Origin of the sequence: Streptomyces sp. NPDC006711 (assembly GCF_042869775.1) — a bacterium.
Lineage (GTDB): Bacteria > Actinomycetota > Actinomycetes > Streptomycetales > Streptomycetaceae > Streptomyces.
Window position 1 is genome coordinate 1 of the sequence record NZ_JBIAGO010000030.1, and the last position, 22,172, is coordinate 22,172.

At 71.6% G+C, this 22,172-nt stretch carries 20 protein-coding genes; 10 read left to right on the plus strand and 10 right to left on the minus strand.

Translation table 11 applies throughout. The annotated features are described in order from the left end of the window. Nucleotides 1-146: 146 nt before the first annotated feature. The 6 genes from hflX to miaA form a co-directional block, all read right to left on the minus strand. Entirely contained in the window at nucleotides 147-1,649 is a 1,503-nt protein-coding gene (gene hflX / locus ACFYM2_RS33285) for a GTPase HflX (RefSeq protein ID WP_359006283.1), read from the minus strand. Nucleotides 1,650-1,869: 220 nt separating this feature from the next. Then, nucleotides 1,870-3,414 (minus strand): M1 family metallopeptidase, encoded by a 1,545-nt coding sequence (locus tag ACFYM2_RS33290; RefSeq protein ID WP_388841395.1) that lies wholly within the window; start codon nucleotides 3,412-3,414, stop codon nucleotides 1,870-1,872. 214 nt (nucleotides 3,415-3,628) lie between these two features. Continuing rightward, entirely contained in the window at nucleotides 3,629-5,743 is a 2,115-nt protein-coding gene (locus ACFYM2_RS33295) for a RelA/SpoT family protein (RefSeq protein WP_388841398.1), read from the minus strand. A gap of 171 nt (nucleotides 5,744-5,914) precedes the next feature. Continuing rightward, the gene (dapF, locus tag ACFYM2_RS33300; RefSeq protein WP_388841400.1) at nucleotides 5,915-6,778 is read right to left on the minus strand and encodes a diaminopimelate epimerase; all 864 of its coding nucleotides are present in this window, start codon (nucleotides 6,776-6,778) and stop codon (nucleotides 5,915-5,917) included. Nucleotides 6,779-6,859: 81 nt separating this feature from the next. Beyond that, nucleotides 6,860-7,444, minus strand: coding sequence for a hypothetical protein (locus ACFYM2_RS33305; protein WP_388841402.1), 585 nt, complete (start codon nucleotides 7,442-7,444; stop codon nucleotides 6,860-6,862). Between the two features lie 101 nt (nucleotides 7,445-7,545). Further along, on the minus strand, nucleotides 7,546-8,484 hold the full coding sequence (gene miaA, locus ACFYM2_RS33310) for a tRNA (adenosine(37)-N6)-dimethylallyltransferase MiaA (RefSeq protein ID WP_359006272.1): 939 nt from the start codon (nucleotides 8,482-8,484) through the stop codon (nucleotides 7,546-7,548). A 182-nt stretch (nucleotides 8,485-8,666) separates the two neighbouring features. Here miaA and ACFYM2_RS33315 point away from each other — a divergent pair, with 182 nt between their 5' ends. Next, complete coding sequence (locus tag ACFYM2_RS33315) at nucleotides 8,667-8,966, plus strand: hypothetical protein (RefSeq protein ID WP_359006269.1); 300 nt, start codon at nucleotides 8,667-8,669, stop codon at nucleotides 8,964-8,966. 314 nt (nucleotides 8,967-9,280) lie between these two features. Here ACFYM2_RS33315 and ACFYM2_RS33320 read toward each other — a convergent pair whose 3' ends face one another. Then, nucleotides 9,281-9,982, minus strand: a complete 702-nt coding sequence (locus tag ACFYM2_RS33320; protein ID WP_359006267.1) for a class III extradiol dioxygenase subunit B-like domain-containing protein — start codon at nucleotides 9,980-9,982, stop codon at nucleotides 9,281-9,283. Nucleotides 9,983-10,107: 125 nt separating this feature from the next. Further along, entirely contained in the window at nucleotides 10,108-11,595 is a 1,488-nt protein-coding gene (gene miaB, locus ACFYM2_RS33325; protein WP_359006264.1) for a tRNA (N6-isopentenyl adenosine(37)-C2)-methylthiotransferase MiaB, read from the minus strand. Nucleotides 11,596-11,664: 69 nt separating this feature from the next. Here miaB and ACFYM2_RS33330 point away from each other — a divergent pair, with 69 nt between their 5' ends. Then, the gene (locus ACFYM2_RS33330) at nucleotides 11,665-12,660 is read left to right on the plus strand and encodes a TAXI family TRAP transporter solute-binding subunit (RefSeq protein WP_359006261.1); all 996 of its coding nucleotides are present in this window, start codon (nucleotides 11,665-11,667) and stop codon (nucleotides 12,658-12,660) included. Nucleotides 12,661-12,723: 63 nt separating this feature from the next. Here ACFYM2_RS33330 and ACFYM2_RS33335 read toward each other — a convergent pair whose 3' ends face one another. Together ACFYM2_RS33335 and ACFYM2_RS33340 are read right to left on the minus strand one after the other, a co-directional pair. Then, nucleotides 12,724-14,151: an ATP-binding protein gene (locus ACFYM2_RS33335; protein WP_388462177.1), complete on the minus strand. Its 1,428-nt coding sequence runs from the start codon at nucleotides 14,149-14,151 to the stop codon at nucleotides 12,724-12,726. A gap of 15 nt (nucleotides 14,152-14,166) precedes the next feature. Continuing rightward, on the minus strand, nucleotides 14,167-14,952 hold the full coding sequence (locus ACFYM2_RS33340; RefSeq protein ID WP_388462178.1) for a response regulator transcription factor: 786 nt from the start codon (nucleotides 14,950-14,952) through the stop codon (nucleotides 14,167-14,169). 362 nt (nucleotides 14,953-15,314) lie between these two features. On the opposite strand from ACFYM2_RS33340, the gene ACFYM2_RS33345 reads away from it, so the two are divergent. From ACFYM2_RS33345 to ACFYM2_RS33380, 8 genes are all read left to right on the plus strand, one after another. Beyond that, nucleotides 15,315-16,100 carry an amino acid ABC transporter ATP-binding protein gene (locus ACFYM2_RS33345; RefSeq protein WP_350233034.1) on the plus strand — a complete coding sequence of 262 codons (786 nt, stop codon included), beginning with the start codon at nucleotides 15,315-15,317 and terminating at the stop codon, nucleotides 16,098-16,100. Nucleotides 16,101-16,449: 349 nt separating this feature from the next. Then, entirely contained in the window at nucleotides 16,450-17,370 is a 921-nt protein-coding gene (locus ACFYM2_RS33350; RefSeq protein ID WP_359006251.1) for a glutamate ABC transporter substrate-binding protein, read from the plus strand. A 111-nt stretch (nucleotides 17,371-17,481) separates the two neighbouring features. Then, a complete protein-coding gene (locus ACFYM2_RS33355; RefSeq protein ID WP_388462180.1) occupies nucleotides 17,482-18,129 on the plus strand; it encodes an amino acid ABC transporter permease in 648 nt (215 codons plus the stop codon). Next, on the plus strand, nucleotides 18,126-19,040 hold the full coding sequence (locus ACFYM2_RS33360; RefSeq protein WP_388841406.1) for an amino acid ABC transporter permease: 915 nt from the start codon (nucleotides 18,126-18,128) through the stop codon (nucleotides 19,038-19,040). Before ACFYM2_RS33355 ends, ACFYM2_RS33360 begins: the two co-directional genes overlap by 4 nt. A 143-nt stretch (nucleotides 19,041-19,183) precedes the next feature. Further along, nucleotides 19,184-20,881 (plus strand): FAD-dependent monooxygenase, encoded by a 1,698-nt coding sequence (locus ACFYM2_RS33365; RefSeq protein WP_388841409.1) that lies wholly within the window; start codon nucleotides 19,184-19,186, stop codon nucleotides 20,879-20,881. A gap of 125 nt (nucleotides 20,882-21,006) precedes the next feature. Then, the gene (locus tag ACFYM2_RS33370; protein WP_324608114.1) at nucleotides 21,007-21,093 is read left to right on the plus strand and encodes a putative leader peptide; all 87 of its coding nucleotides are present in this window, start codon (nucleotides 21,007-21,009) and stop codon (nucleotides 21,091-21,093) included. Between the two features lie 88 nt (nucleotides 21,094-21,181). After that, nucleotides 21,182-21,745, plus strand: a complete 564-nt coding sequence (locus ACFYM2_RS33375; protein ID WP_388841412.1) for a cysteine dioxygenase — start codon at nucleotides 21,182-21,184, stop codon at nucleotides 21,743-21,745. Next, nucleotides 21,736-22,149, plus strand: a complete 414-nt coding sequence (locus ACFYM2_RS33380) for a rhodanese-like domain-containing protein (protein WP_388841436.1) — start codon at nucleotides 21,736-21,738, stop codon at nucleotides 22,147-22,149. Before ACFYM2_RS33375 ends, ACFYM2_RS33380 begins: the two co-directional genes overlap by 10 nt. Nucleotides 22,150-22,172: the final 23 nt, after the last annotated feature.

Consider the following 22,172-nt stretch of genomic DNA (forward strand, 5'->3'; position numbering starts at 1 on the left):
AAGACGCTCGACTGGGATACCCCAGCCGAGCGTCTACGTGATCTACTCACCACCTGAAACCCAGTGGTGTTGCGACAACCCCCTGAACCCAAGCCTCTTGGCCGAGGGGGCGGGCCTTGTCGCGTATCCGCCCTGGGGACGAACGCTCAGTGCGCGGCCGGCACATAGGGAGCGAGCTCCGCCGCCAGCACCTCGTGCACCCGGGCCTTGAGGACGGTGCCCTCCGCCACGTGCTCCTCGGAGATCACCTCGCCCTCGGCGTGCGCCCGGGCGACCAACTGCCCGTGCGTGTACGGCACCAGCGCCTCGATCTCGATCGAGGGGCGCGGCAGTTCGCTGTCGATGAGCGCGAGCAGTTCCGCCATGCCCTCACCGGTGCGCGCCGAGACCGCGATGGAGTGCCGCTCGATCCGCAGCAGCCGCTGGAGCACGACCGGATCCGCCGCGTCCGCCTTGTTGATCACCACGATCTCGGGCACGTTGACGGCGCCCACGTCGCGGATGACCTCGCGCACGGCGGCCAGCTGCTCCTCCGGCGCCGGGTGCGAGCCGTCCACCACGTGCAGGATCAGATCGGAGTCCCCGACCTCCTCCATGGTGGAGCGGAACGCCTCGACGAGGTGGTGCGGCAGGTGCCGTACGAACCCGACGGTGTCGGCCAGCGTGTACAGCCGCCCGCTGGGCGTCTCGGCCCGGCGCACGGTCGGATCGAGGGTGGCGAACAGCGCGTTCTCCACCAGCACGCCCGCGCCCGTGAGGCGGTTGAGCAGCGAGGACTTTCCGGCGTTGGTGTAACCGGCGATGGCGACCGAGGGCACCTTGTTGCGGCGCCGCTCCTGGCGCTTGATCTCGCGGCCCGTCTTCATCTCCGCGATCTCACGGCGCATCTTCGCCATCTTCTCGCGGATCCGCCGGCGGTCCGTCTCGATCTTGGTCTCACCGGGACCTCGGGTGGCCATGCCGCCGCCACCGCTGGACCCGCCGCCGCCCATCTGGCGCGACAGCGACTGACCCCAGCCGCGCAGGCGCGGCAGCATGTACTGCATCTGCGCGAGGGAGACCTGCGCCTTGCCCTCACGGGACTTGGCGTGCTGGGCGAAGATGTCGAGGATCAGCGCGGTCCGGTCGACCACCTTGACCTTGACGACGTCTTCCAGGTGGATCAGCTGGCCGGGGCTCAGCTCACCGTCGCACACCACCGTGTCCGCGCCGGTCTCCAGGACGATGTCCCGCAGCTCCTGGGCCTTGCCGGAACCGATGTAGGTGGCCGGGTCGGGCTTGTCACGGCGCTGGTAGACGCCGTCCAGCACGAGGGCGCCCGCCGTCTCGGCGAGAGCCGCGAGCTCGGCCAGCGAGTTCTCGGCGTCCTGAAGGGTGCCCGTGGTCCAGACGCCGACCAGCACCACGCGCTCCAGACGCAGCTGGCGGTACTCGACCTCGGTGACGTCTTCGAGCTCGGTGGACAGGCCCGCCACGCGGCGCAGCGCGGCCCGCTCGGAGCGGTCGAGCTGATCGCCGTCCCGTGCCCCGTCGATCTCGTGGCTCCAGGCGACGTCCTCTTCCATCAGGGCATCGGCCCGAAGGCTCTCGGTGCGGTGGGTGTCCGCGAAGCTCTGCTCGTCCTGGGAAGGGGATGAAGAGGAGGTCATTGGATCCTTTACGTCGTTGGAATCGCGGACCGGAAGACCCCGAGGGAAATCCGGCTGTGTCGGTCACAACGCGTGATGGACCCGAATGATTCCCGGACGGAATCCGGCCCTGGTGGCGCCGCCGACGTGAACGATGGTCGCACGGGCCCTCGGGGGCCGTCACCCGGGTTTTCAGGCCCCGGCGCCGGCCCCCGGCCAGGTTGACGGGCCTGCGGGTGCCTCAGTGGTGCGCGGCCGGGTGTGCCGGACGGGCCGGGTGGGCCGGGTGTGCCGGACGGGCCGGGTGGGCCGGGTGGGCCGGGCCGGCCGGGCGCGGCGGCGCGCTGCGCCAGTCCCGGTGACCCGGCATCGGCGGAGTCTTCTCGCCGTACAGCCACGCCTTGAAGAAGCCGGACAGGTCGCGCCCGGCGATCTCGGAGGCCAGCGCGACGAAGTCGGCGCTCGACGCGGTGGAGTCCCGGTGGTCCCGCACCCAGCGCCGCTCCAGCCGTTCGAAGGCGCGCGTCCCGATCTCCTCGCGCAGGGCGTACAGGACCAGGGCGCTGCCGTCGTAGACGATCGGGCGGAAGATACCGATCTTCTGGCCGGGTCCGGCCGGCCTCGGCGCGGCCGGCGGGCCACCGGCGGCGCGCCAGCCGTCGGACTGGGTGTACGCCTCACGCATCCTGCGCTCCATGGACCGCTTGCCGAATTCCTCGGCGTACCGCGCCTCGTACCAGGTCGCGTGCCCCTCGTTGAGCCACAGGTCCGACCAGGCCCGGGGCGAGACGCTGTCGCCGAACCAGTGGTGCGTCAGCTCGTGCACCATGATCGAGTCCACGTACCACTCGGGGAACTCCGGCCGCAGGAACAACGACCGCTCGAACAGTGTCAGGGTCTGCGTCTCCAGCTCGAAGCCCGTGGAGGCGCCCGCGATCAGCACCCCGTACGTCTCGAACGGGTACGCCCCGACCTGCCGCTCCATCCACTCGATCTGCCCGGGCGTCTTCCTCAGCCACGGCTCCAGCTTCGCCCGGTCCGCCGCCGGGACCACGTCGCGGATCGGCAGCCCGTGCGGCCCCTCGCGGTGCAGCACCGCGGAGTGGCCGATCGAGATCTGCGCCAGCTCGGTCGCCATGGGATGGCTGACGCGGTACGAGGAGACGACCCGGCTGCCCTGGCGTTCATGGCCGATGGGCAGACCGTTGGCCACGACCGTCACGTCGGCGGGCGCGTTCACGTGGAAGGTGAAGAACGCCTTGTCGGAGGGGTGGTCGTTGCACGGGAACACCCGGTGGGCGGCGTCGGCCTGATTGGCCATCACCAGGCCGTCGGAGGTGCGCACCCAGCCGCCGTCGCTCGCGGCGTTCGGGTCGCTGGTGTGGCGTACGGTGATCCGCAGCCGTTCCCCGGCGCTCACGGACTCCTGCGGGGTGATCACCAGGTCCTCGTCGGCGCCGGCGAACGCCGCCGGGCGCCCGTTCACGTCCACGCCGTGCACCGTGCCGCGGGCGAAGTCGAGATTGATCCGCTCCAGGGCGTCCGTGGCGACGGCGTCGATGGTGGTGACGGCCTCCATGGGCTTGTCGTTCTCGCCGGGGTAGGTGAGCCCGATGTCGTACGCGAGTACGTCGTAGCCGGGGTTGCCCAGGTGCGGGAAGAGGGGGTCCCCGATGCCGAGCGGTACGGGGGCGGGCAGGGCCGCGGCGACTACGGATGCCGCGGCCGCGGCAAGCAGCGCGGCACGCAGGCGGCGGGAGCGGAAGGGGCGAGGGGTGAGCGGCATGCCCTACCGCTACCAGCGCGAGGGGGGCCGCTCGTGCCGACGCGCATGGGGGCCACCCGAACGGGGGTGGTGGGGGGCGGGTGGTGGGCGGTGCGATGACGGATATCAGACGGTGAAAAGTGTCAGCTAACCGTCCATGTCCGTCAATTGTCGTTCGTCAATCGCCGTTCGTCAGGTGTCCTCGAGCCGGCGAACCCGGTCGAGGCCTTCCGCCTCACCCCGCCGCCGCTGGATGCTGCGCCCGGCTCACGTCGTACACCCCCGCCACGTCCCGCATGGTCCTCATCAGGGCGGGCAGCCCGGCGGCGTCCGGCAGTTGGAGGGTGTAGGTGTGCCGGACGCGTTGCTCGCTGGGGGGTTCCACGGTGGCCGAGACGATGGCCACGTCGGCGCCCGCGATGGCTTCCGTGAGGTCGGCCAGCAGGCGCGGGCGCCCGAAGGCCTCGGCGACCAGGGTGACGCGGCATTCGGCGGCCTCCCCCCAGCGCACCTCCACCGGCGCCCGCCCCACGGCCCGCATGCGCACGACGGCCGGGCACTGCTGACGGTGGACGGTCACCGCGGCCCCGCGCACCGAGAATCCGGTGACCGCGTCGGGTGGCACGGGGGTGCAGCAGCCCGCGAGCCGTACGGTCACGCCGGGCAGGTCGGTCACCGCGTTGGCGGCGGCGCGCCGGTCGGCGGGGACGTTGACCTGGGGGCGGGGGGTGGCGGCGGGCACGGTGGCGCCCTCGGGGTTGGCCGCGAGCCAGCCGGTGATCGCGATGCGCGCGGCCGGCGTCCTGGCGTGGTCGAGCCAGCCGGCCGACGGCCCCGATGTGGCGTCCTGGGCGAGCAGCGGCTGCACCGTGTCGCCGTCGTTGAGCACCGTACTGAGCGTGGCCAGGCGGCCGTTGACGCGGGCGCCGACGCAGCTGTGGGCGGCCGCGCCGTACTGCGCGTAGGCGGCGTCGACGCAGCTGGCGCCGGCCGGCAGGACCAGGGTGCGGTCGTCGGCGCAGAACACCGTGATCTCTTCGTCGCCCGCCAGTTCCTCGCGCAGGGAGGACCAGAACGTGTCGGGGTCGGGGGCGTTCTGCTGCCAGTCGAGCAGGCGGGAGAGCCAGCCCGGGCGCGTGGGGTCCTCGCGCTCGTCGCCCGTCTGCTGCGGCCCGTCGCCGGGGCTCTGCGTATGGGCGCCCTGCGTATGGGGGCCCGGCGGGTAGGGGTTGCCGAGCGCGATGACGCCGGCCTCGGCGACCTTGTGCATCCGGCGGGTGCGGATGAGGACTTCGGCCACGTCGCCGGCGGGGCCGACGATCGCCGTGTGCAGCGACTGGTACAGGTTGAACTTGGGTGCGGCGATGAAGTCCTTGAACTCGGAGACCACCGGCGTGAAGCAGGTGTGGAGTTCACCGAGGACCGCGTAGCAGTCGGCGTCCTCGGTGACCAGGACGAGCAGCCGCCCGAAGTCGCTTCCGCGCAGTTCGCCGCGTTTGAGGTGCACGCGGTGCACGGAGACGATGTGGCGCGGCCTGATGAGGACTTCGGCCTGGAGGCCCGCTTCGCGCAGTACGGCGCGTACGGCGTCGGCGATGGCGGCCAGCGGGTCGGCGGCGCCGGTGCCGGCCGCGATCAGGGCGCGGGTGCGTTCGTACTCCTCGGGGTGCAGGATCGCGAAGACGAGGTCTTCGAGTTCGGACTTGAGGGCCTGCACACCGAGACGTTCGGCGAGCGGGATCAGGACGTCCCTGGTCACCTTGGCGATGCGGGCCTGTTTGTCGGGGCGCATCACGCCGAGGGTGCGCATGTTGTGCAGCCGGTCGGCGAGTTTGATCGACATCACCCGGACGTCGTTTCCGGTGGCGACCAGCATCTTGCGGAAGGTCTCGGGTTCGGCCGCCGCGCCGTAGTCGACCTTCTCCAGTTTGGTGACGCCGTCCACCAGATAGGTGACTTCCGCGCCGAACTCGGCCCGGACCTGATCGAGCGTCACTTCCGTGTCCTCCACGGTGTCGTGGAGGAGGGAGGCGGTCAACGTGGTTGTCTCCGCGCCCAGTTCGGCCAGGATCAGCGTCACGGCCAGCGGGTGGGTGATGTAGGGCTCGCCGCTCTTGCGGTACTGGCCCCGGTGGGAGGCTTCGGCGAGGACGTACGCCCGGTGCAGTACGGCCAGGTCGGCGTCGGGGTGGTGGGCCCGGTGGGCGTCGGCGACGTGGCCGATGGCGTCGGGCAGCCGGTCGCGGGAGACCGGTCCGAGCAGTGCCGCGCGGCCCAGTCGGCGGAGGTCGATCCGGGGGCGGCCGCGTCGGCGGCTGTGAGCACCAGGATTTGTGGCCTCTGCACTCATGGGGTACCTCCGGCGGCATCGACCGGTGGTGGAGGGACCGGCGTGCCCCTCCGGACCGGTGCTTGATGCTACCGAGCCCACCACGTGGCGCAGTCCCGCTCTCGCTCAGCGTGAACCGGATCACCCATTCGAGCGAAGGTTTCGGCCACGGCCGTTTCCCTGCGCGGCCGCTCAGGCCGCCAGGAGCGCCGGGTCGACGGTGCCTTCGGCGACGATCACCGCGGGTCCGGTCATCTCGATCTCACCGTCGGGGTATTCGGTGATGACCAGTGTTCCGCCCGGCAGGTCCACGGTGTAGGTGGCGGGGGTGCCGGTGGCCGCCGGGTCCGCGCCGTCCCTTCGGGCGGCGGCGACGGCGACGGCGCAGGCTCCGGTGCCGCACGAGCGGGTCTCGCCGGCGCCGCGCTCGTGGACGCGCATGGCCACATGGCCGGGGCCCCGGTCCACGACGAACTCGACGTTCACCCCGTCCGGGTAGACGCCGGCGGGGCTGACGGGGGGCGCCGAGCGCAGCTCTCCCGCGTGGTCCAGCTCCTCCACGAAGGCCACCGCGTGGGGGTTGCCCATGTTCACGTTGCGCGCGGGCCAGCTGCGGCCGTCCACCGTGACGGTGACCTGGGCGTCGGGGAGCAGGGCGCGGCCCATGGAGACGGTGATGTCACCGCCCTTGGCGATGTGCACCTTCTTGACTCCGCCACGGGTGGCGACGCTCAGATCGCCCTGCTTCGCGAGCCCGGCGCGCGCCAGGTAGCCGGCGAAGACGCGCACGCCGTTGCCGCACATCTCGGCGATCGAGCCGTCGCTGTTGCGGTAGTCCATGAACCATTCGGCCTCGTCCGCCATGGCGCGGGCCTCGGGGTGCGCGGCGCTGCGCACCACGTGCAGCACGCCGTCGCCGCCGATGCCGGCCCGGCGGTCGCAGAGCCTGGCGACGGCCGACGCGGGCAGGTCAAGGACGTTGTCCGGGTCGGGGACGATCACGAAGTCGTTCTCGGTTCCGTGGCCCTTGAGGAAGGCGATCGGCGAAGTGTTCACGCGTCAATCCTACGGTGGGGCACTGACACGTGGCCCGGCAGGCGGGCGCGCCGGGTGGCCGTCGGCGTATCGCGTTGCGGCTCAGCGCAGCCGGGCCACGCGCCAGACGGCGAGTGCGACAAGGACGCAGGCGACGCCCACGTACAGGGCGAGGACGCGCCAGTCGGGGCGTTCGCGTGATCCTCTGCCGGGCAGTCCCGGCCAGGTGTGGCCGACCCGGCGCGCGGCCATCATGCCCCAGCCGGCGGCGCAGCAGCTGATGAGCAGTCCGAGCATCGCCACGACCGGTCCGCCGTCGCCGAATTCGAAGGCGAGGGGGAAGGCGAACATGAGCGAGCCGAGCGCGGCGAGCATCACGATGGGGGCGAGCTGCCAGATCCTGAGGCGGCGCTGGGGCCGCAGTTCGACCTCGACCTCTCCGCCGTCGGACACGGCTCCCACGGAGCCGTCCTCCGGTCCGTCGGGGCTCAGGCCCGAGGCTCCGAGCACCGCGGAACCGAGCGCGGGCGGCGCCCCGTGCGTTTCGCGCGCGCCGTCGTTCGCGTTCTGTGCGGGCAGGTGCGCCTGCGGCGCGTCCGGGGCCGCCGGGGTGTCGTCCCGGTGGCCCGGGTGCGCGGCGCCGCGCCGCGATCCTTGCTCTCTGCGAGGGCCGGCCTCCATCGCCACGCGCCCTCCCGACTCGGACTCCACTGGTGGATCGACGTTTGATGATGGCACGGGCGGCGGGGCCGCATTGACCGGCGGGGCGTCCCGATGCCATCACGTGATCAGGCTGTAACCGCTCGTTCGACCAACGCCAGCGCCTGGCGCGGGAGTTCCGCCCGGTGCTCCATCGCTCCGCTCAGCCAGTGGACGCGCGGATCGCGCCGGAACCAGGAATCCTGACGGCGCGCGAAGCGCTTGGTGGCGCGTACGGTTTCGTCGCGCGCTTCCTGTTCGGTGCACGCGCCGGCGAGCGCGGTGAGCACCTGCTGGTAGCCGAGCGCGCGGGACGCGGTGCGCCCCTCGCGCAGTCCGCGCTCCTCCAGGGTCCGTACCTCTTCGACGAGGCCCGCCTCCCACATCCGGTCGACGCGCAGGGTGATGCGTTCGTCGAGTTCGGGGCGGGCCACGTCGACGCCGATCTGAACGGTGTCGTACACCGATTCGTGGGTGGGCAGGTTGGCGGTGAACGGCTGCCCGGTGATCTCGATCACCTCGAGGGCGCGGACGATGCGGCGGCCGTTGCTGGGCAGGATGGCGGTGGCCGCCCCGGGGTCGGCGGCCGCGAGCCGCGCGTGCAGGGCGCCGGGGCCGTGCCGCTCCAGGTCGTCCTCGAGCCGGGCGCGTACCTCCGGGTCGGTCCCGGGGAAGTCGAGCACGTCGATGGCGCCGCGCACATAGAGGCCGGAGCCGCCGACGAGGACGGGGGTGCGTCCTTCGGCGAGCAGCCGGTCGATCTCGGCGCGGGCGAGCTTTTGGTAGCTGGCGACGTTGGCCGGTTCCGTCACGTCCCAGATGTCCAGGAGGTGGTGCGGGACGCCGCCGCGCTCGTCGGGCGTCAGCTTGGCGGTGCCGATGTCCATCCCCCGGTAGAGCTGCATGGAGTCGGCGTTGACGACCTCGCCGCCGAGCTGCTGGGCGAGGAAGACGCCCAGATCGGACTTTCCGGCCGCTGTCGGGCCGACGACGGCGATGACCCGCGGCGCGGGAGGTGCACTTCTCACGGTCACAGTCTCGCAAACCTCGGCGCACCTCCTCGAACGAGCTACGTGACGCGACCCGGCTGGGTTCGTTGCCTGTTGCGAGGTTCCGAACGCCGGTTTGTTGGCCGGTGCCGCCGGGCGACGCAATGGGGCGCTCCGGTCGGCCGGGGATTTCGCCCACACACGTACGTTATGGAGCAGACATGGGCGTATTTTCACTTTTCCGCCGTAAGGCCGACGCGGCCGTCACGGAGTCGACGAGCACGGAGCCGGCCGAGGAGGGCGTGGCGGCCACGCTGACGGCGCGGCCCGAGGCCGAGGGCGACACGGGCGCCACGGGCGGGTGCTGCGCCGCCGAGGCCGCCGACGCGGTCGAGGCCGCCGGGGAGAGCGGTGCGGGCGAGCGGGCCGAGGGCGCGGCCGCCGAGGGGGTCGAGATCCCCAAGCAGCAGTCCGCCGAGGAGGCCGCGGACAACGAGGCCGGCGAGGGCGCCCGGCAGTAGTCGTCCGGACGGCCACCCGGGCAGCCACCCGGGCAGGCACCTGGACCGCGTGTCCGCACGCATCCGCGAGGACGACGGTGGCACCCCGCCGCTGCCGTCCGCGCCCTGAACCACGCGCGCCGGAGGGCCGTGGAGCTTCGACAAGCTCCACGGCCCTCCGGCGTGTCCTGGCCTCCCGTGCGCAAGGGCCTGCGTCCGGTCGGCTTCCGCCGCGCGCGCCCAGTCCGGGCCGGGTCGAGCATGCGGTCCCGGGTCCAGCGTCGGGGGCCCGCGTCGGGGGTTTCAGGCGTCGAGGGTTTCGGGCGTCGGGGGTTTCAGGACCAGACGCTCACGAAGTAGCCGACTCCGTACGGCGCGTCCTCGTAGAGCAGGCGGCCGCCGAGCCCGGCGCCGTCCGCCGCGCCGGCCAGGACCTGCCAGGGCGCGCGCCCTGCGGCCTTCAGCTCGTGCGCCAGGCCGTCGTCCAGGCTTTTGAGGGCCGCGAGGTCGGCAGCGCCAAGGGCGGCGGCCACGGCCCGGTCGAAGGGTTGCGCGCGCTCGTCGAGGTAGCCGGGGGCCTTCAGGGTGCGGCAGGCGCTGCCGTCACCCAGCACGAGCAGGGCGACACGGCCGGCCCGCGCGGCGAGTTCCCGCCCCGCATCGGCGCAGCGCTCCGGCTCCATCCGCTCGTCCACGGCCAGGCCCTGGAGCGGCGCGTCCCGCCAGCCGGCCCGCTCCAGGAGCCAGGCGCCGACCGCGAGCGACACCGGGAGCCGCCGCGCACCGGGCTCACCCGTGCCCAGGCGTACGGAGACGTCCACGCCGAAGCCCGTGAACGTGCCGAGGGCTCCGGGGCGGAAGACGGCATCTTCCTCGGCCGGGCCGACCACGGCCAGGAGGTCGGGGCGGGACGCGGCGAGCACCCCGAGCGCGTCGGCGCAGGCGTCGCGTGCCGCGTCGAGTTCGGGCGCGGCGCCGGCGGCGACCTCGGGCACGAGCAGGGGCGGGCAGGGGCAGACAGCGGCGGCTACGAGCATGATCCGCAGCCTAGTCCCGTCGCCGCGCCGCGGCCCCGCCGATGCGGGGGCGCGGCGCGAGGGACGCGGGGCCGCCCGGCTTCAGCGCCACGGCCCCGCGGTGAGGGTTTCGACGACGCCCGGTCTCACAGGACCGAGCAGCCGCCCGTGGGCTCGGCGAGCGGCGCGGGCACGCCGATCGTGGGCAGCCCGAGCATGACGCCGGCCTGCTTGTCGGCGGGTGCGGCGTTGCGCTTCTCCCAGGCGTCGCCCGCCCGGGTGCGGCGTACCCGGGTCGTGGCGCCCTCGGCGAGCAGGTGGTGCGGGGCGGCGTAGGTGATCTCCACGGTCACCACGTCGCCGGGACGCACGTCCTGGTTGGGCTTGGTGAAGTGGACCAGGCGGTTGTCGGGGGCGCGCCCGGACAGGCGCTGCGTGGAGCCGTCCTTGCGGCCCTCCCCCTCGGCGACCATGACCTCAAGGACGCGGCCGACCTGCTTCTTGTTCTCCTCCCAGGAGATCTCCTCCTGGAGAGCCGACAGGCGCATGTAGCGCTCCTGCACGACCTCCTTCGGAATCTGCCCCTCCATGGTCGCCGCCGGCGTTCCGGGGCGCTTGGAGTACTGGAAGGTGAAGGCGTTGGCGAAGCGGGCCTCGCGCACGGTGTGCATGGTCTGCTCGAAGTCCTCCTCGGTCTCGCCGGGGAAGCCCACGATGATGTCGGTGGAGATGGCGGCGTGCGGGATCGCGGCGCGCACCTTCTCGATGATCCCGAGGAAACGCTCCTGCCGGTAGGAGCGGCGCATCGCCTTGAGGACCGTGTCCGAGCCGGACTGCAACGGCATGTGCAGCTGCGGCATCACGTTGGGCGTCTCGGCCATCGCGGCGATCACGTCGTCCGTGAAGTCACGCGGGTGGGGCGAGGTGAAACGGACCCGCTCCAGGCCCTCGATGGTGCCGCAGGCCCGCAGGAGCTTGCTGAAGGCCTCGCGGTCACCGATGTCCGAGCCGTAGGCGTTGACGTTCTGCCCGAGCAGGGTGATCTCCGAGACGCCCTCGCCGACCAGCGCCTCGATCTCGGCCAGGATGTCGCCGGGGCGGCGGTCCTTCTCCTTGCCGCGCAGCGCCGGGACGATGCAGAAGGTGCACGTGTTGTTGCAGCCCACCGAGATGGACACCCAGGCCGCGTACGCCGACTCGCGCCGGGTGGGCAGCGTGGAGGGGAACGCCTCAAGCGACTCGGCGATCTCGACCTGCGCCTCCTCCTGGACGCGGGCACGCTCCAAAAGCACCGGCAGCTTGCCGATGTTGTGCGTGCCGAAGACGACATCGACCCAGGGGGCGCGCTCCACGATGGTGTCGCGGTCCTTCTGGGCGAGGCAGCCGCCGACGGCGATCTGCATGCCGGGCCGCTTCGTCTTCATCGGGGCGAGCCTGCCGAGGTTGCCGTACAGCTTGTTGTCGGCGTTCTCCCGCACCGCGCAGGTGTTGAAGACGACGACGTCGGCATCCCCGTCGGCGCCCTCGGGCGCGCGGACATAGCCGGCTCCCTCAAGGAGGCCGGACAGCCGCTCGGAGTCGTGGACGTTCATCTGGCACCCGTAGGTGCGCACCTCGTAGGTCTTCGCGCTCATCTCGTACACCAGGGTACGGGGCCCGCCGCCCCCTGGTCCTCGCGGGGAATGAACTGGCAGGATCCAGCCATGCTCCCCGCCCTGTCCCGGCTCAGCCGCAACCGCGCCCTGCAAGGGGCCGCTGCGCTCGCGGTGGTCCTGGGGCTGCTCACGTGGTGGCTCGTCCCCTTCCCCGGCCCCTCCCCTGGCGGCACGATCGACTTCAGCACGGGCGTGCGCACCGGGGTGTACCAGCGCTACGGGGAGCTGCTGCGGCAGGCCCTCGCCACCGATCTGCCCGACGTCCAGGTGCGGCTGCGTACGAGCGAGGGGTCGCAGCAGAACCTCCGGCGCCTGGCCGACGGCGTCTCCGACTTCACCATCGCGACGGCGGACTCCGTCGACAAGTTCCGCAAGGACGACAGGCCCGGCGCGGACCGGCTGCGCGGCTGCGCCCGGCTGTACGACGACTACGTCCAGCTGGTGGTGCCCCAGAACTCGCCGGTGCGTTCGGTCGCGGATCTGCGCGGCAAGCGGGTCGCCGTGGGGCAGGACGGTTCCGGGGTGCGGCTCCTGGCCGACCGGCTGCTCGCGGCGGCGGGCCTCGATCCGCTGAAGGACATCACGCCCGTCCCCGCCGGCATCGACACCATGCCCGAGCTGCTGCGGGACAAGCGGATCGACGCGTTCTTCTGGTCCGGTGGCCTGCCGACGACGGCCGTGCTCAAGCTGTCCCAGGCGTACCCGATCCGGCTCGTGCCGCTCGCGGATCTGGTCTCCGCGCTGCACAAGGCGGACGGCAGCACCGGTTACTACCGGGCGGCGACCATGCCGGCGGACGCCTACCCGCAGGCGCAGCACGGTGTGCCCGTGCCGACGATCGCCGTCGCGAATCTGCTGGTCACCACGGACCGCACCGACGCCGCGCTGACCGAGGGCTTCACCCGCACGGTGATAAACAGCCGTGACCGCATCGGCCGCGAGGTGCACGCGGCGCAACTGGTGGACCTGCGCACGGCGATCTACACCAATCCGCTGCCGCTGCACGACGGGGCGCGCGACTACTACCGCTCGGTCAAGCCCTGAGCGTGCCGGCGCCGGGCCGGCGGGGGGCGCGGGAGGCTCGGGGTGCGCGGGGTGGTGTGCCGTTCACGATTCCGGCGGCGTGCGCGGCACGGTGACCCGCACGCGCAGGCCGCGTGGGGGGTGGTGGGAGTAGGCGATGGTGCCGCCGCCCGCCGCGAGCAGGGCGCGCGCGATGGACAGGCCGAGGCCCGAGCCCTTGACGTTCTGGTGGCGGCCCGCGCGCCAGAAGCGGTCACCGACACGGCTCAGCTCGTCGTCCAGGAGGCCGGGGCCCCGGTCGGCGACCGTCACGGTGGCCCTCGGTCCTTCGACGGCGACGGTGACCCGCACCTCCTCGCCGGCCGGGGTGAACTTCAGCGCGTTGTCGATGACCGCGTCCAGGGCGCTGGAGAGGGCCACCGGGTCCGCCCAGCCGGTGGCGGCCGCCGCGCCGTCCGCGGTCAGCGTCACGCCCTTGTCCTCGGCGAGCGGGCGCCAGGCGGCGACCCGTTCCCCCGTGAGCGCCCCGACGTCGGTGAGCTGGAGGTCGGCCGCGGCGTGTTCGGCGAGCGCCAGGCCCAGCAGGTCGTCCAGGACCTGCGCCAGGCGCTTGCCCTCGGTGCGTACGGAGGCGATCTCCTCGTTGCCCTCGGGCAGTTCGAGCGCGAGCAGTTCGATCCGCAGGAGCAGGGCCGAGAGCGGGTTGCGCAGTTGGTGCGAGGCGTCGGCGACGAAGGCGCGCTGCTGTTCAAGGACCTCCTCGACGTTGTCGGCCATCTCGTTGAACGAACGGGCCAGCCTTCTGAGTTCCGGGGGTCCGCCGGCGGCCGCGACTCGCGAGTTCATGCGGCCGGTGGCGATGTCGTGGGTGACGGCGTCCAGGACGCGTACGGGCCTGAGCACCCAGCCCGTCAGGCGGAACGCCGCGCCGACCGCGAGCAGCATCGCCGCGAGTTCGCCGGCCACGATGAGCAGCCAGCCGTGCAGGGTGGCCGAACGCATGCTGCCGGTGGGCGAGTCCGTGACGACGACCGCGATGACGTCGCCTTCGCGCACGACGGGCGACGCGACCACGAGGCGGCCCTGCTGCCAGGGCCACACCTGGGCGGGGTCGTGGCTGCGGCGCCCCGCGAGGGCTTCGTGGAAGGCGACGTACCCCTGGCCCTTGGCGGGCACGTGCCAGTCGGCGGGGGCGCTCGCCATGGCGCTCTCGTCGCGGAAGAAGACGCCCGCCTTGATCCCGTAGAGGGTGGAGTAGCGGTTCAGTTCCTCTTCGAGGGTGGTCAGCCGTTCCGTGCTGTTGGCGCTGTCGGTGCCGTCCGTGCCGGCGCCGTTGCCGTCGGGCGCGGTGACGAACTGGGCGAGCGCGGCGAAGCGCGCGGTGTCGTCGATCCGGTCGATGACGACGCGCTGCTGCTGGGCGTGGGCCACGCTCAGGGCCAGCGGGAAGCCGAACGCGACCAGGACGAGCGCGAGCAGGAAGATGAGCAGCGGCAGCAGACGGGTGCGCACCGGGCAGTCCTGGGGTCAGCGGGCGGCCGGCTCGACGAGCCGGTAGCCCACGCCGCGCACGGTCTCGATCAGCGCGGGCATGCCGAGTTTGGAGCGCAGGGACGCCACGTGCACTTCGAGGGTGCGGCCGGTCCCTTCCCAACTGGTGCGCCAGACCTCGCTGATGATCTGTTCGCGGCGGAAGACGACGCCGGGCCACTGGGCGAGGAGCGCCAGCAGGTCGAACTCCTTGCGGGTCAGCTGTACGTCCGCGCCGTCGACGCCGACGCGGCGGGTGAGCAGTTCTATGCGCATCCGTCCGATGAGCACGACGCTCTCGTCGTCGCCGGGCGGGAGGCCGGGCGGCGGGCCGGGCTGAGAACCGGTCTGGGAGCCGGTCTGGGAGCCGGAAGACGGGCCGGGCGGCGGGCCGGCCTGCGGGCCGGGCTTGGGGCGTCTGATGACCGCGTGGATACGGGCGATGAGCTCACCGGTGTCGTAGGGCTTGACCACGTAGTCGTCGGCGCCCAGGTTCAGGCCGTGGATGCGTGAGCGGACGTCGGCGCGGGCGGTCACCATGATCACCGGGGTGGCGGCCCGCTTGCGGATCTTGCCGCAGACCTCGTAGCCGTCCTGGTCGGGAAGGCCGAGGTCGAGCAGGACCACACCGAAGGGTGGTGTGGCGCCGTGCTCATCCGGAAGGAGCGCCTGTAGCGCCTCTTCTCCGTTGCGCGCGTGCTTCACCTTGAAGCCGTGTTTGGCGAGCACCGCGGACAGGGCGGCGGCGACGTGGTCGTCGTCCTCGACGAGCAGCAGTCTCATGGCCCCCCTCCGCGGTTTCGGTGCTGCTTGGTATTGCTTGGGTGTTGCTCGGCGTTGCCCGGGTACGTGCCGGGTGTTTCCCGGTGGCGCGTCGGATCCGCGGATTCGCCTTGGCGTGTTCACCGGCCGCATCACGACATGTACCCCCGAATCCATGCGCATGGGCGCCACTTCGGTCAAGGGGGCGCCCGCCCCTTCGCACCATCCGTTACGGAGCCGGTACTCCCCCGGGGTCGCGCGCTCACCGAGCGTGCCCTCACGCAACCGGATCGTTATGCTCAAGTTCCGCTCAGATGTAATGACGCTGGTCACACCTCAGCACTACGTTCCTCCCCAACCGAGGAGGACGGAGCAAGAAGCCGATGAGCGGAGTATCAGTGGCCATGGGAACCGAGGACGCCGTACCCGCGTCGGGTGACCTGGTCGTGCTGAGCAACGTCAACAAGCACTTCGGCGCGCTGCATGTGCTCCAGGACATCGATCTGACCATCGCCCGTGGCGAGGTCGTCGTCGTCATCGGGCCCTCCGGGTCCGGGAAGTCCACGCTGTGCCGCACCATCAACCGCCTGGAGACGATCGACTCCGGGGCGATCACGATCGACGGCAGGCCGCTGCCCCAGGAGGGCAGGGAACTGGCGCGGCTGCGGGCCGATGTGGGCATGGTCTTCCAGTCGTTCAACCTCTTCGCGCACAAGACGGTGCTGGAGAACGTCATGCTGGGCCAGGTCAAGGTCCGCAAGGCCGACAAGCAGGCCGCCGAGAAGAAGGCGCGGGCGCTGCTCGACCGGGTCGGCGTCGCCACCCAGGCCGACAAGTACCCCGCTCAGCTCTCCGGCGGCCAGCAGCAACGCGTGGCGATCGCCCGGGCGCTGGCCATGGACCCGAAGGTGATGCTCTTCGACGAGCCCACGTCGGCCCTGGACCCGGAGATGATCAACGAGGTCCTTGAGGTCATGCAGCAGCTCGCGCGGGACGGCATGACGATGGTCGTCGTCACCCACGAGATGGGATTCGCCCGCTCAGCCGCCAACCGGGTCGTGTTCATGGCCGACGGCAAAATCGTCGAAGAGGCCACGCCGGACCAGTTCTTCAGCAATCCTCGCAGCGACCGGGCCAAGGACTTCCTGTCGAAGATCCTGCACCACTGACGCTCCGGGGCGGCGGCGCGAGCCGGGGCCAGGGTTGCGACAGGCGGGCCGGCCCTCGGGGAGGGGGCGGACCGATGGTGACGGACCGATCACGAGTGGCCGCCTCCCACCGGTGAACGGCGAATAACGGATGACAGATGACAGATGACGGAGATCCGATGTCAACTGACCATCTCTGACCGGCACTTGCCCCACCGCCCAACCAGAGGCGCCGACGCCGATCACGCGACCGTCCAACCGCAGGACCGCCTGACCACGCGACCTCGCCGTTGGCACCGGCCCGACGACGCACACCCGATGAAGCACGCCCGATGACGATCAACGACCAACGACGCAAGGAATGTTCGCCATGATGCTCCGCAAGTCCGCCGCCGTCGCGGCGATCGCCGCGCTCGCCCTGACCGCGACCGCCTGTGGTGGAAAGTCCGGCTCCGCCGGCGACAAGCAGGCCGCCCAGCCGGGCGCCGGCGACGCGCCGCAGCTTCCCACGTACACCGTGGCCTCCAATGTCACCCTGGACTCGGCGACGTTCAAGGCGGCCAAGGCGCGCGGCAAACTCATCATCGGTTCCAAGGCCGACCAGCCCTACCTCGGCTTCGAGGACCAGTCGACCCGGGTGCGTTCCGGCTTCGACGTCGAGCTCGCGAAGATGATCGCCGCCGACCTCGGCTTCAAGGACGACCAGATCGAGTGGAAGACCGTCGACTCCGGCGTGCGCGAGACCGCGATCTCCAAGGGCCAGGTCGACTACTACGTCGGCACCTACACGATCAACGACAAGCGTAAGCAGCAGGTCGGTTTCGCCGGCCCGTACTACAAGGCGGGCGCCGACCTGCTCGTGCGCAAGGACGACACGTCCATCACGGGCAAGACCTCCGTCAAGGGCAAGAAGGTCTGCTCGATCGTGGGCTCCACGCCGCTCCAGGAGATCAAGAAGCCCGAGTACGGCGCCTCGGTCGTCGAGCTTTCCAAGTACTCCGACTGCGTGCAGCAGCTCCTGTCCAAGCAGGTCGACGCGGTCACCACCGACGACGCGATCCTCAAGGGCTACGCCGCCAAGAACAAGGGCAAGCTGCGGGTGGTGGGCCAGCCGTTCACCGAGGAGCCCTACGGCATCGGCATGAACAAGGACGACAAGGCGCTGCGCGACTTCATCGACTCCTCGCTGGAGAAGCACGAGCAGGACGGCACGTACAAGAAGATCTACGACGCGACGCTCGGCCTGTCCGGCTCGAAGTACCAGGCCCCGCCGGCCATCGTCCGTTACTGACCCCGGGGGTCGGCCGCCCGGGCGTCCCGTACCCGCTGCGGGGCGCCCGGACCCCGCCCCTAGATCCCCCTGACGACCGACCCGGCCGCTGCCCGCCGACGCGGAGACCCCATGAACGTACTGCTCGACCATTTCGCGGAATTCCGTGACGGCTTCATAGGCACGGTGGAGATCACCGTCGTCAGCTCGGTCATCGCCCTGGTGCTCGGCCTGCTGCTCGCCGGTTTCCGGGTGTCTCCGGTGCCGCCGCTGCGGTTCTTCGGCACCGCGTGGGTGACGCTGCTGCGCAACACCCCGCTGACGCTGCTCTTCCTGGTCTCCTTCTTCGTCGTGCCGGAGATCTTCTTCCCCGGGATGAGCCCGTTCCTGCTGGGTTCGGTCGCGCTCGGTTTCTACACCGCCTCGTTCGTCTGCGAGGCCGTCAGGTCGGGCATCAGCACGGTCCCGCTGGGGCAGGCCGAGGCGGCCCGTTCGCTGGGGATGAGTTTCCCGCAGACGCTGAGCCTGATCGTGCTGCCGCAGGCCACGCGGACGGTGATCCCGCCGCTGAGCTCCATTTTCATCGCGCTCACCAAGAACTCGGCGATCGCCGGTGCCTTCAGCGTCACCGAGATGTTCGGCTGGCAGAAGCTGATGAGCGAGGACGGCTACGACATCGTGCCCGTCTTCATCTGGGTGGCCCTCGGCTATCTGATCGTCACGTTCGCGATCAGTGGCCTGTTCCGTCTGCTTGAGCGCCGCCTGGAGGTCGCCCGATGAGTGCCAGCGTTCTCTATGACGCCCCCGGCCCCAAGGCCGTCGTCCGCAACCGGATCTATGCCGTCGTCGGCACGCTCGTGCTTGTCGCCCTGGTCGTCGTCGCGGTCCTGCGCCTGTCGGACAAGGGCGACCTCGACTACGCGATGTGGGACATCTTCAACTACGCGGGCATCCGGCAGAACATCGCCGACGCGGTGCTCGCCACGCTGAAGGCGTTCGGTCTGGCGGCCGTCGGCTCGCTGGTGCTCGGCGTGGTGCTGGCCGTGGCCCGGATGTCCGACCACAAGCCGGTCCGCTGGGCGGCAACCGCCTTCATCGAGCTGTTCCGTTCCATCCCGCTGCTCATCACGATCTACGGCGTGTGGGTGGGGTTCCTCACCGACTACTCGATGTGGGCGCTCGCGCTGGGTCTGTCGATCTACAACGGCTGTGTCCAGGCGGAGGTGCTGCGGGCCGGCGTCAACTCCGTACCCAGGGGCCAGCGCGAGGCCGCGTACGCGCTCGGCATGAGCAAGACGCAGGTGATGACGAGTGTCCTGATGCCGCAGGCGGTCCGCGCGATGCTGCCGACGATCATCAGCCAGCTCGTCGTGACCCTCAAGGACACCTCGCTCGGGTTCATCATCCTGTATCCGGAGCTGTTGCAGACGGCCCGTCTGATCGCGAGCAACACGCAGGTCGACGGCCAGTACCCGTATGTGTCGACCATTGTGGTCATCGGCGTCATCTACGTGGCGATGTGCCTGCTGCTCTCCGCGCTGGCGACCTGGATCGAGAAGCGGGGGCGCCGGGCGAGGACCGGCATCTCCATGGGCACGGCCGACGCCCCGCTCACCGCGGCCGGTTCCGCTCCCGCCGTGGCGGCCGAGGGGGCCATCGGGGCCGATGGGGCTCCTGACGCGTCGAACTGACGGCATATGAGGCAGTGACGTCCGCGTCGCTGCCTCCGTCACTTGACGCAAGCACGCGCAGTGGGTTGCATACGTTCTGTGATCGTGCACCGGGTTCCCCGCGCCACCTGCAAGCCGTCCCGACGCCCCTCGGGAGCCACGCCGTGGACCCGGTGATCATCGTAGGCGCCGGTCCTGTGGGGCTGGCGCTCGCGCTGTCGCTGGCCGCTCAGGGTGTGCCGTCCGTGGTTCTGGACGAGGGGGCGGGGCCCGAGGAGCCGCGGCCGGTGCGCACGGTGGTCCTGCGCCCGGACGTCGCCTCGTTCGTGGCGGGGCTCGGCTGCGAGGCGGTGCGGGAGGAGGGGGCCCGCTGGGTGGCGTGGCGCTCGATGCGGCGTGGCCGGCTGGTGCGCCGCGTCCCCTTCGGACCTGGTGAGGCGGGGGGGCCGTCGCCGACGCATGTGCCGCAGCACGTTCTGGTGGGCGGCCTGCGCGCGGCTCTGTCCGCGTCCGGTCTGGTACGTCTGGTCACGCACAGCCGCCTCGACCGGCTGGAGCAGGACGCGCGGGGGGTCTCCGCGCACACGTCGGGGCCGGGGGCGACGTGGTGGCGGGGCAGTTACGTGGTCGGCTGCGACGGCGCCCGTTCCACCGTGCGCAAGCTCCTCGACATCCGTTTCGCGGGCCGTACGGCGGTGGAGCGCCAGGCGGTGGCGGCTCTGCGAACCGAACTCCCCTGGCCCGGTGAGGCGTTGCTGCACCGGTTGCCGCCGTGGCGGGCCGGGGGCGATGAGGTGACGGCGCGTCCTTTGCCGGGGGGTGTCTGGCGGCTGGAGTGGCTGTTGCCGCCGCGTGCCGAGCTGGTGACGCCGGACGCGCTGGTGGGGCGGGTCAGGGACACGCTGGGCGGCTGGTGCGGCGGGACACCGGCGTACGACCTGCTCGACACGGGGGTCCACACCGTCCATCACCGGCTGGCGCGCCGCTGGCGGGTGCGCCGCGCGTTCCTCGCGGGTGACGCGGCGCATCTGCTGGGCGCGCTGGGTACGCAGGCGCTCGAGGAGGGGCTGCGGGACGCGCGGAACCTGGCGTGGAAGCTGGCCAGGGCCTGGCACCACGGGCCCGGCGAGGCCCTGTTGGACAGCTATGAGGCGGAGCGCAGGGCGGCGGTCGCGGCCCGGTTGCGTGCGAGTGACCAGTCGCTGCCGGTCCTGCGGGGCGGGGCGGGGCTGCGGGCCTGGGTTCCGGGTACCACGCGTTCCCATGACGCCCTGGTGACCGAGGGGCATCTGGGGCGCGGCCCGCTCGGGGCTCCTCCTGGCTATCCGCTCTCGCCGTTGGCGCCGGAGCCGGCCGAGTCGCACATCGCGGTGGGTACGCCGTCGGGGTGGCCGGTCGCCGATGTGCGGGTGACGGCGCCGGACGGGTCGGCGGTGGCGTTGCGGGACCGGCTGGACCGGGGCAGGCTCCTGGTGGTTCTGGTCGCGCCGGGCACCGCCGTGTGGGACCGCCGTCACTGGCTGACGGCGGGGGTGATGCCGCGGCTGAACGCGGCGGTGGCGGCGCTGCCCCTGAACGCCGAGCTCCTGGTCGCCGAGGACTATCCGGGCGCGCCCGCCCATGCCGTCCTGCTGGTCCGCCCCGACGGGCACTTGGTGGCCGCGTTCAACGGGGTGCACCCCGCGGAGCTGTACGCGGCGGCGGAGGCGGCGGGGGGCGGTGCGGGCCGGGGTGAGCGGGGGGATGGCGGGGGCGGCGGCGGTGTGGGTGGGGATGTGGGTGGTGCGGGTGCGGGTGGTGCGGATGTGGGTGGTTCTGCGGAGGTGGGGGAGGCGGTGGGACGGACGGCGGATGTCAATTGACAATTTTCATTTGCTGATTTTTGTCAACTGATTTCTGACGCCTGCCAGTTGCCCCAGTTGTCCTGGTTACCCCAGTTGTATGTCAGGTATTGACCGTCATCGCCGACCATGGTCTACTCCGGAGCATGACCGACACCCGTGTGCGCCTGTGGCGGAGGGTCCATATGGACCTCGTCCGCTATGCGGGCTGCGTGTGTCGTCCGTCCTGCTGATTCGCCTTTCCTTCGCGCCGTCCCGTTGCGCCTTCGTGCGCCGGCAGACGTGAGCGCGCCTTCGCGAACTCCCCCAGGACGGTCCACCGTGTCGCCTTCCCCCCTCACTCCTGCCCGCGCGTCGGTACGCGCTCCCGCCTCCGGGTCGGGGTCCCGGTCCGCCCCCACCGAGGTGGATCTGCTCGATTTCGCGCTGCGGACCGCCGCGGACGCCGCGCTCGTCGCTTCCCTGCCCCTGGACGAGCAGGGGCGTACGTGGATTCGTCTGGACGGTCCCGGGGGCAGTGAGGCGTGGCTGATCGGCTGGCCGCCCGGTACGGGTACGGGCTGGCACGATCATGGCGGCTCCTACGGCGCGTTCGTGACCGCGGCCGGGGTGTTGCGTGAGGACTCGCTGGCGGCGCGGCTTCCCACCGAGGGCTGGAAGACCCTGGAACTGGCCGAAGGGGTCGATCGTTCAAGGGAGTTGGAGGCGGGGGCCGGGCGGGCCTTCGGGCCGCATCATGTGCACGAGGTGCGGAACGGGTCGGGCAGCGCGCACGCGATTTCGGTGCACGCCTACTATCCGCCGCTGCCGCTGATCCGGCGTTACAGCCGGACGGGCGCGGTGCTGCGGGTCGAGCAGGTCGAGCGTCCGCAGGACTGGAGTTGAGCGCGGAAGGTGGCGGTCCGGTGGGGATCGATGAACTCCTGGGCCGGGCCAGGTCACGCCTGGACCGGGTGGGCCCCGAGGAGGCGTTCGCCGAGGCGGCCGCCGGTGCGCTCCTGGTGGACATCCGGTACGCGGCGCTGCGCGACCGGGACGGTCTGATTCCCGGGGCCCTGGTCGTGGAGCGCAATGAACTGGAGTGGCGGCTCGATCCCGGGGGCAGTCATCGCGCCGTCGAGGCGACCGGTCATGGGCTGCGGGTGGTGGTGATCTGCAATGAGGGGTACGCGTCTTCTCTCGCGGCCGTGTCCTTGCGGCAGTTGGGGTTGTTTCGGGCGACCGATCTGATCGGCGGTTTCCAGGCGTGGCGCGCGGCGGGCCTCCCGGTCACGCCTGGGCCCGGCTGAGCCGGCCCGGCCCGGCCCGGCCG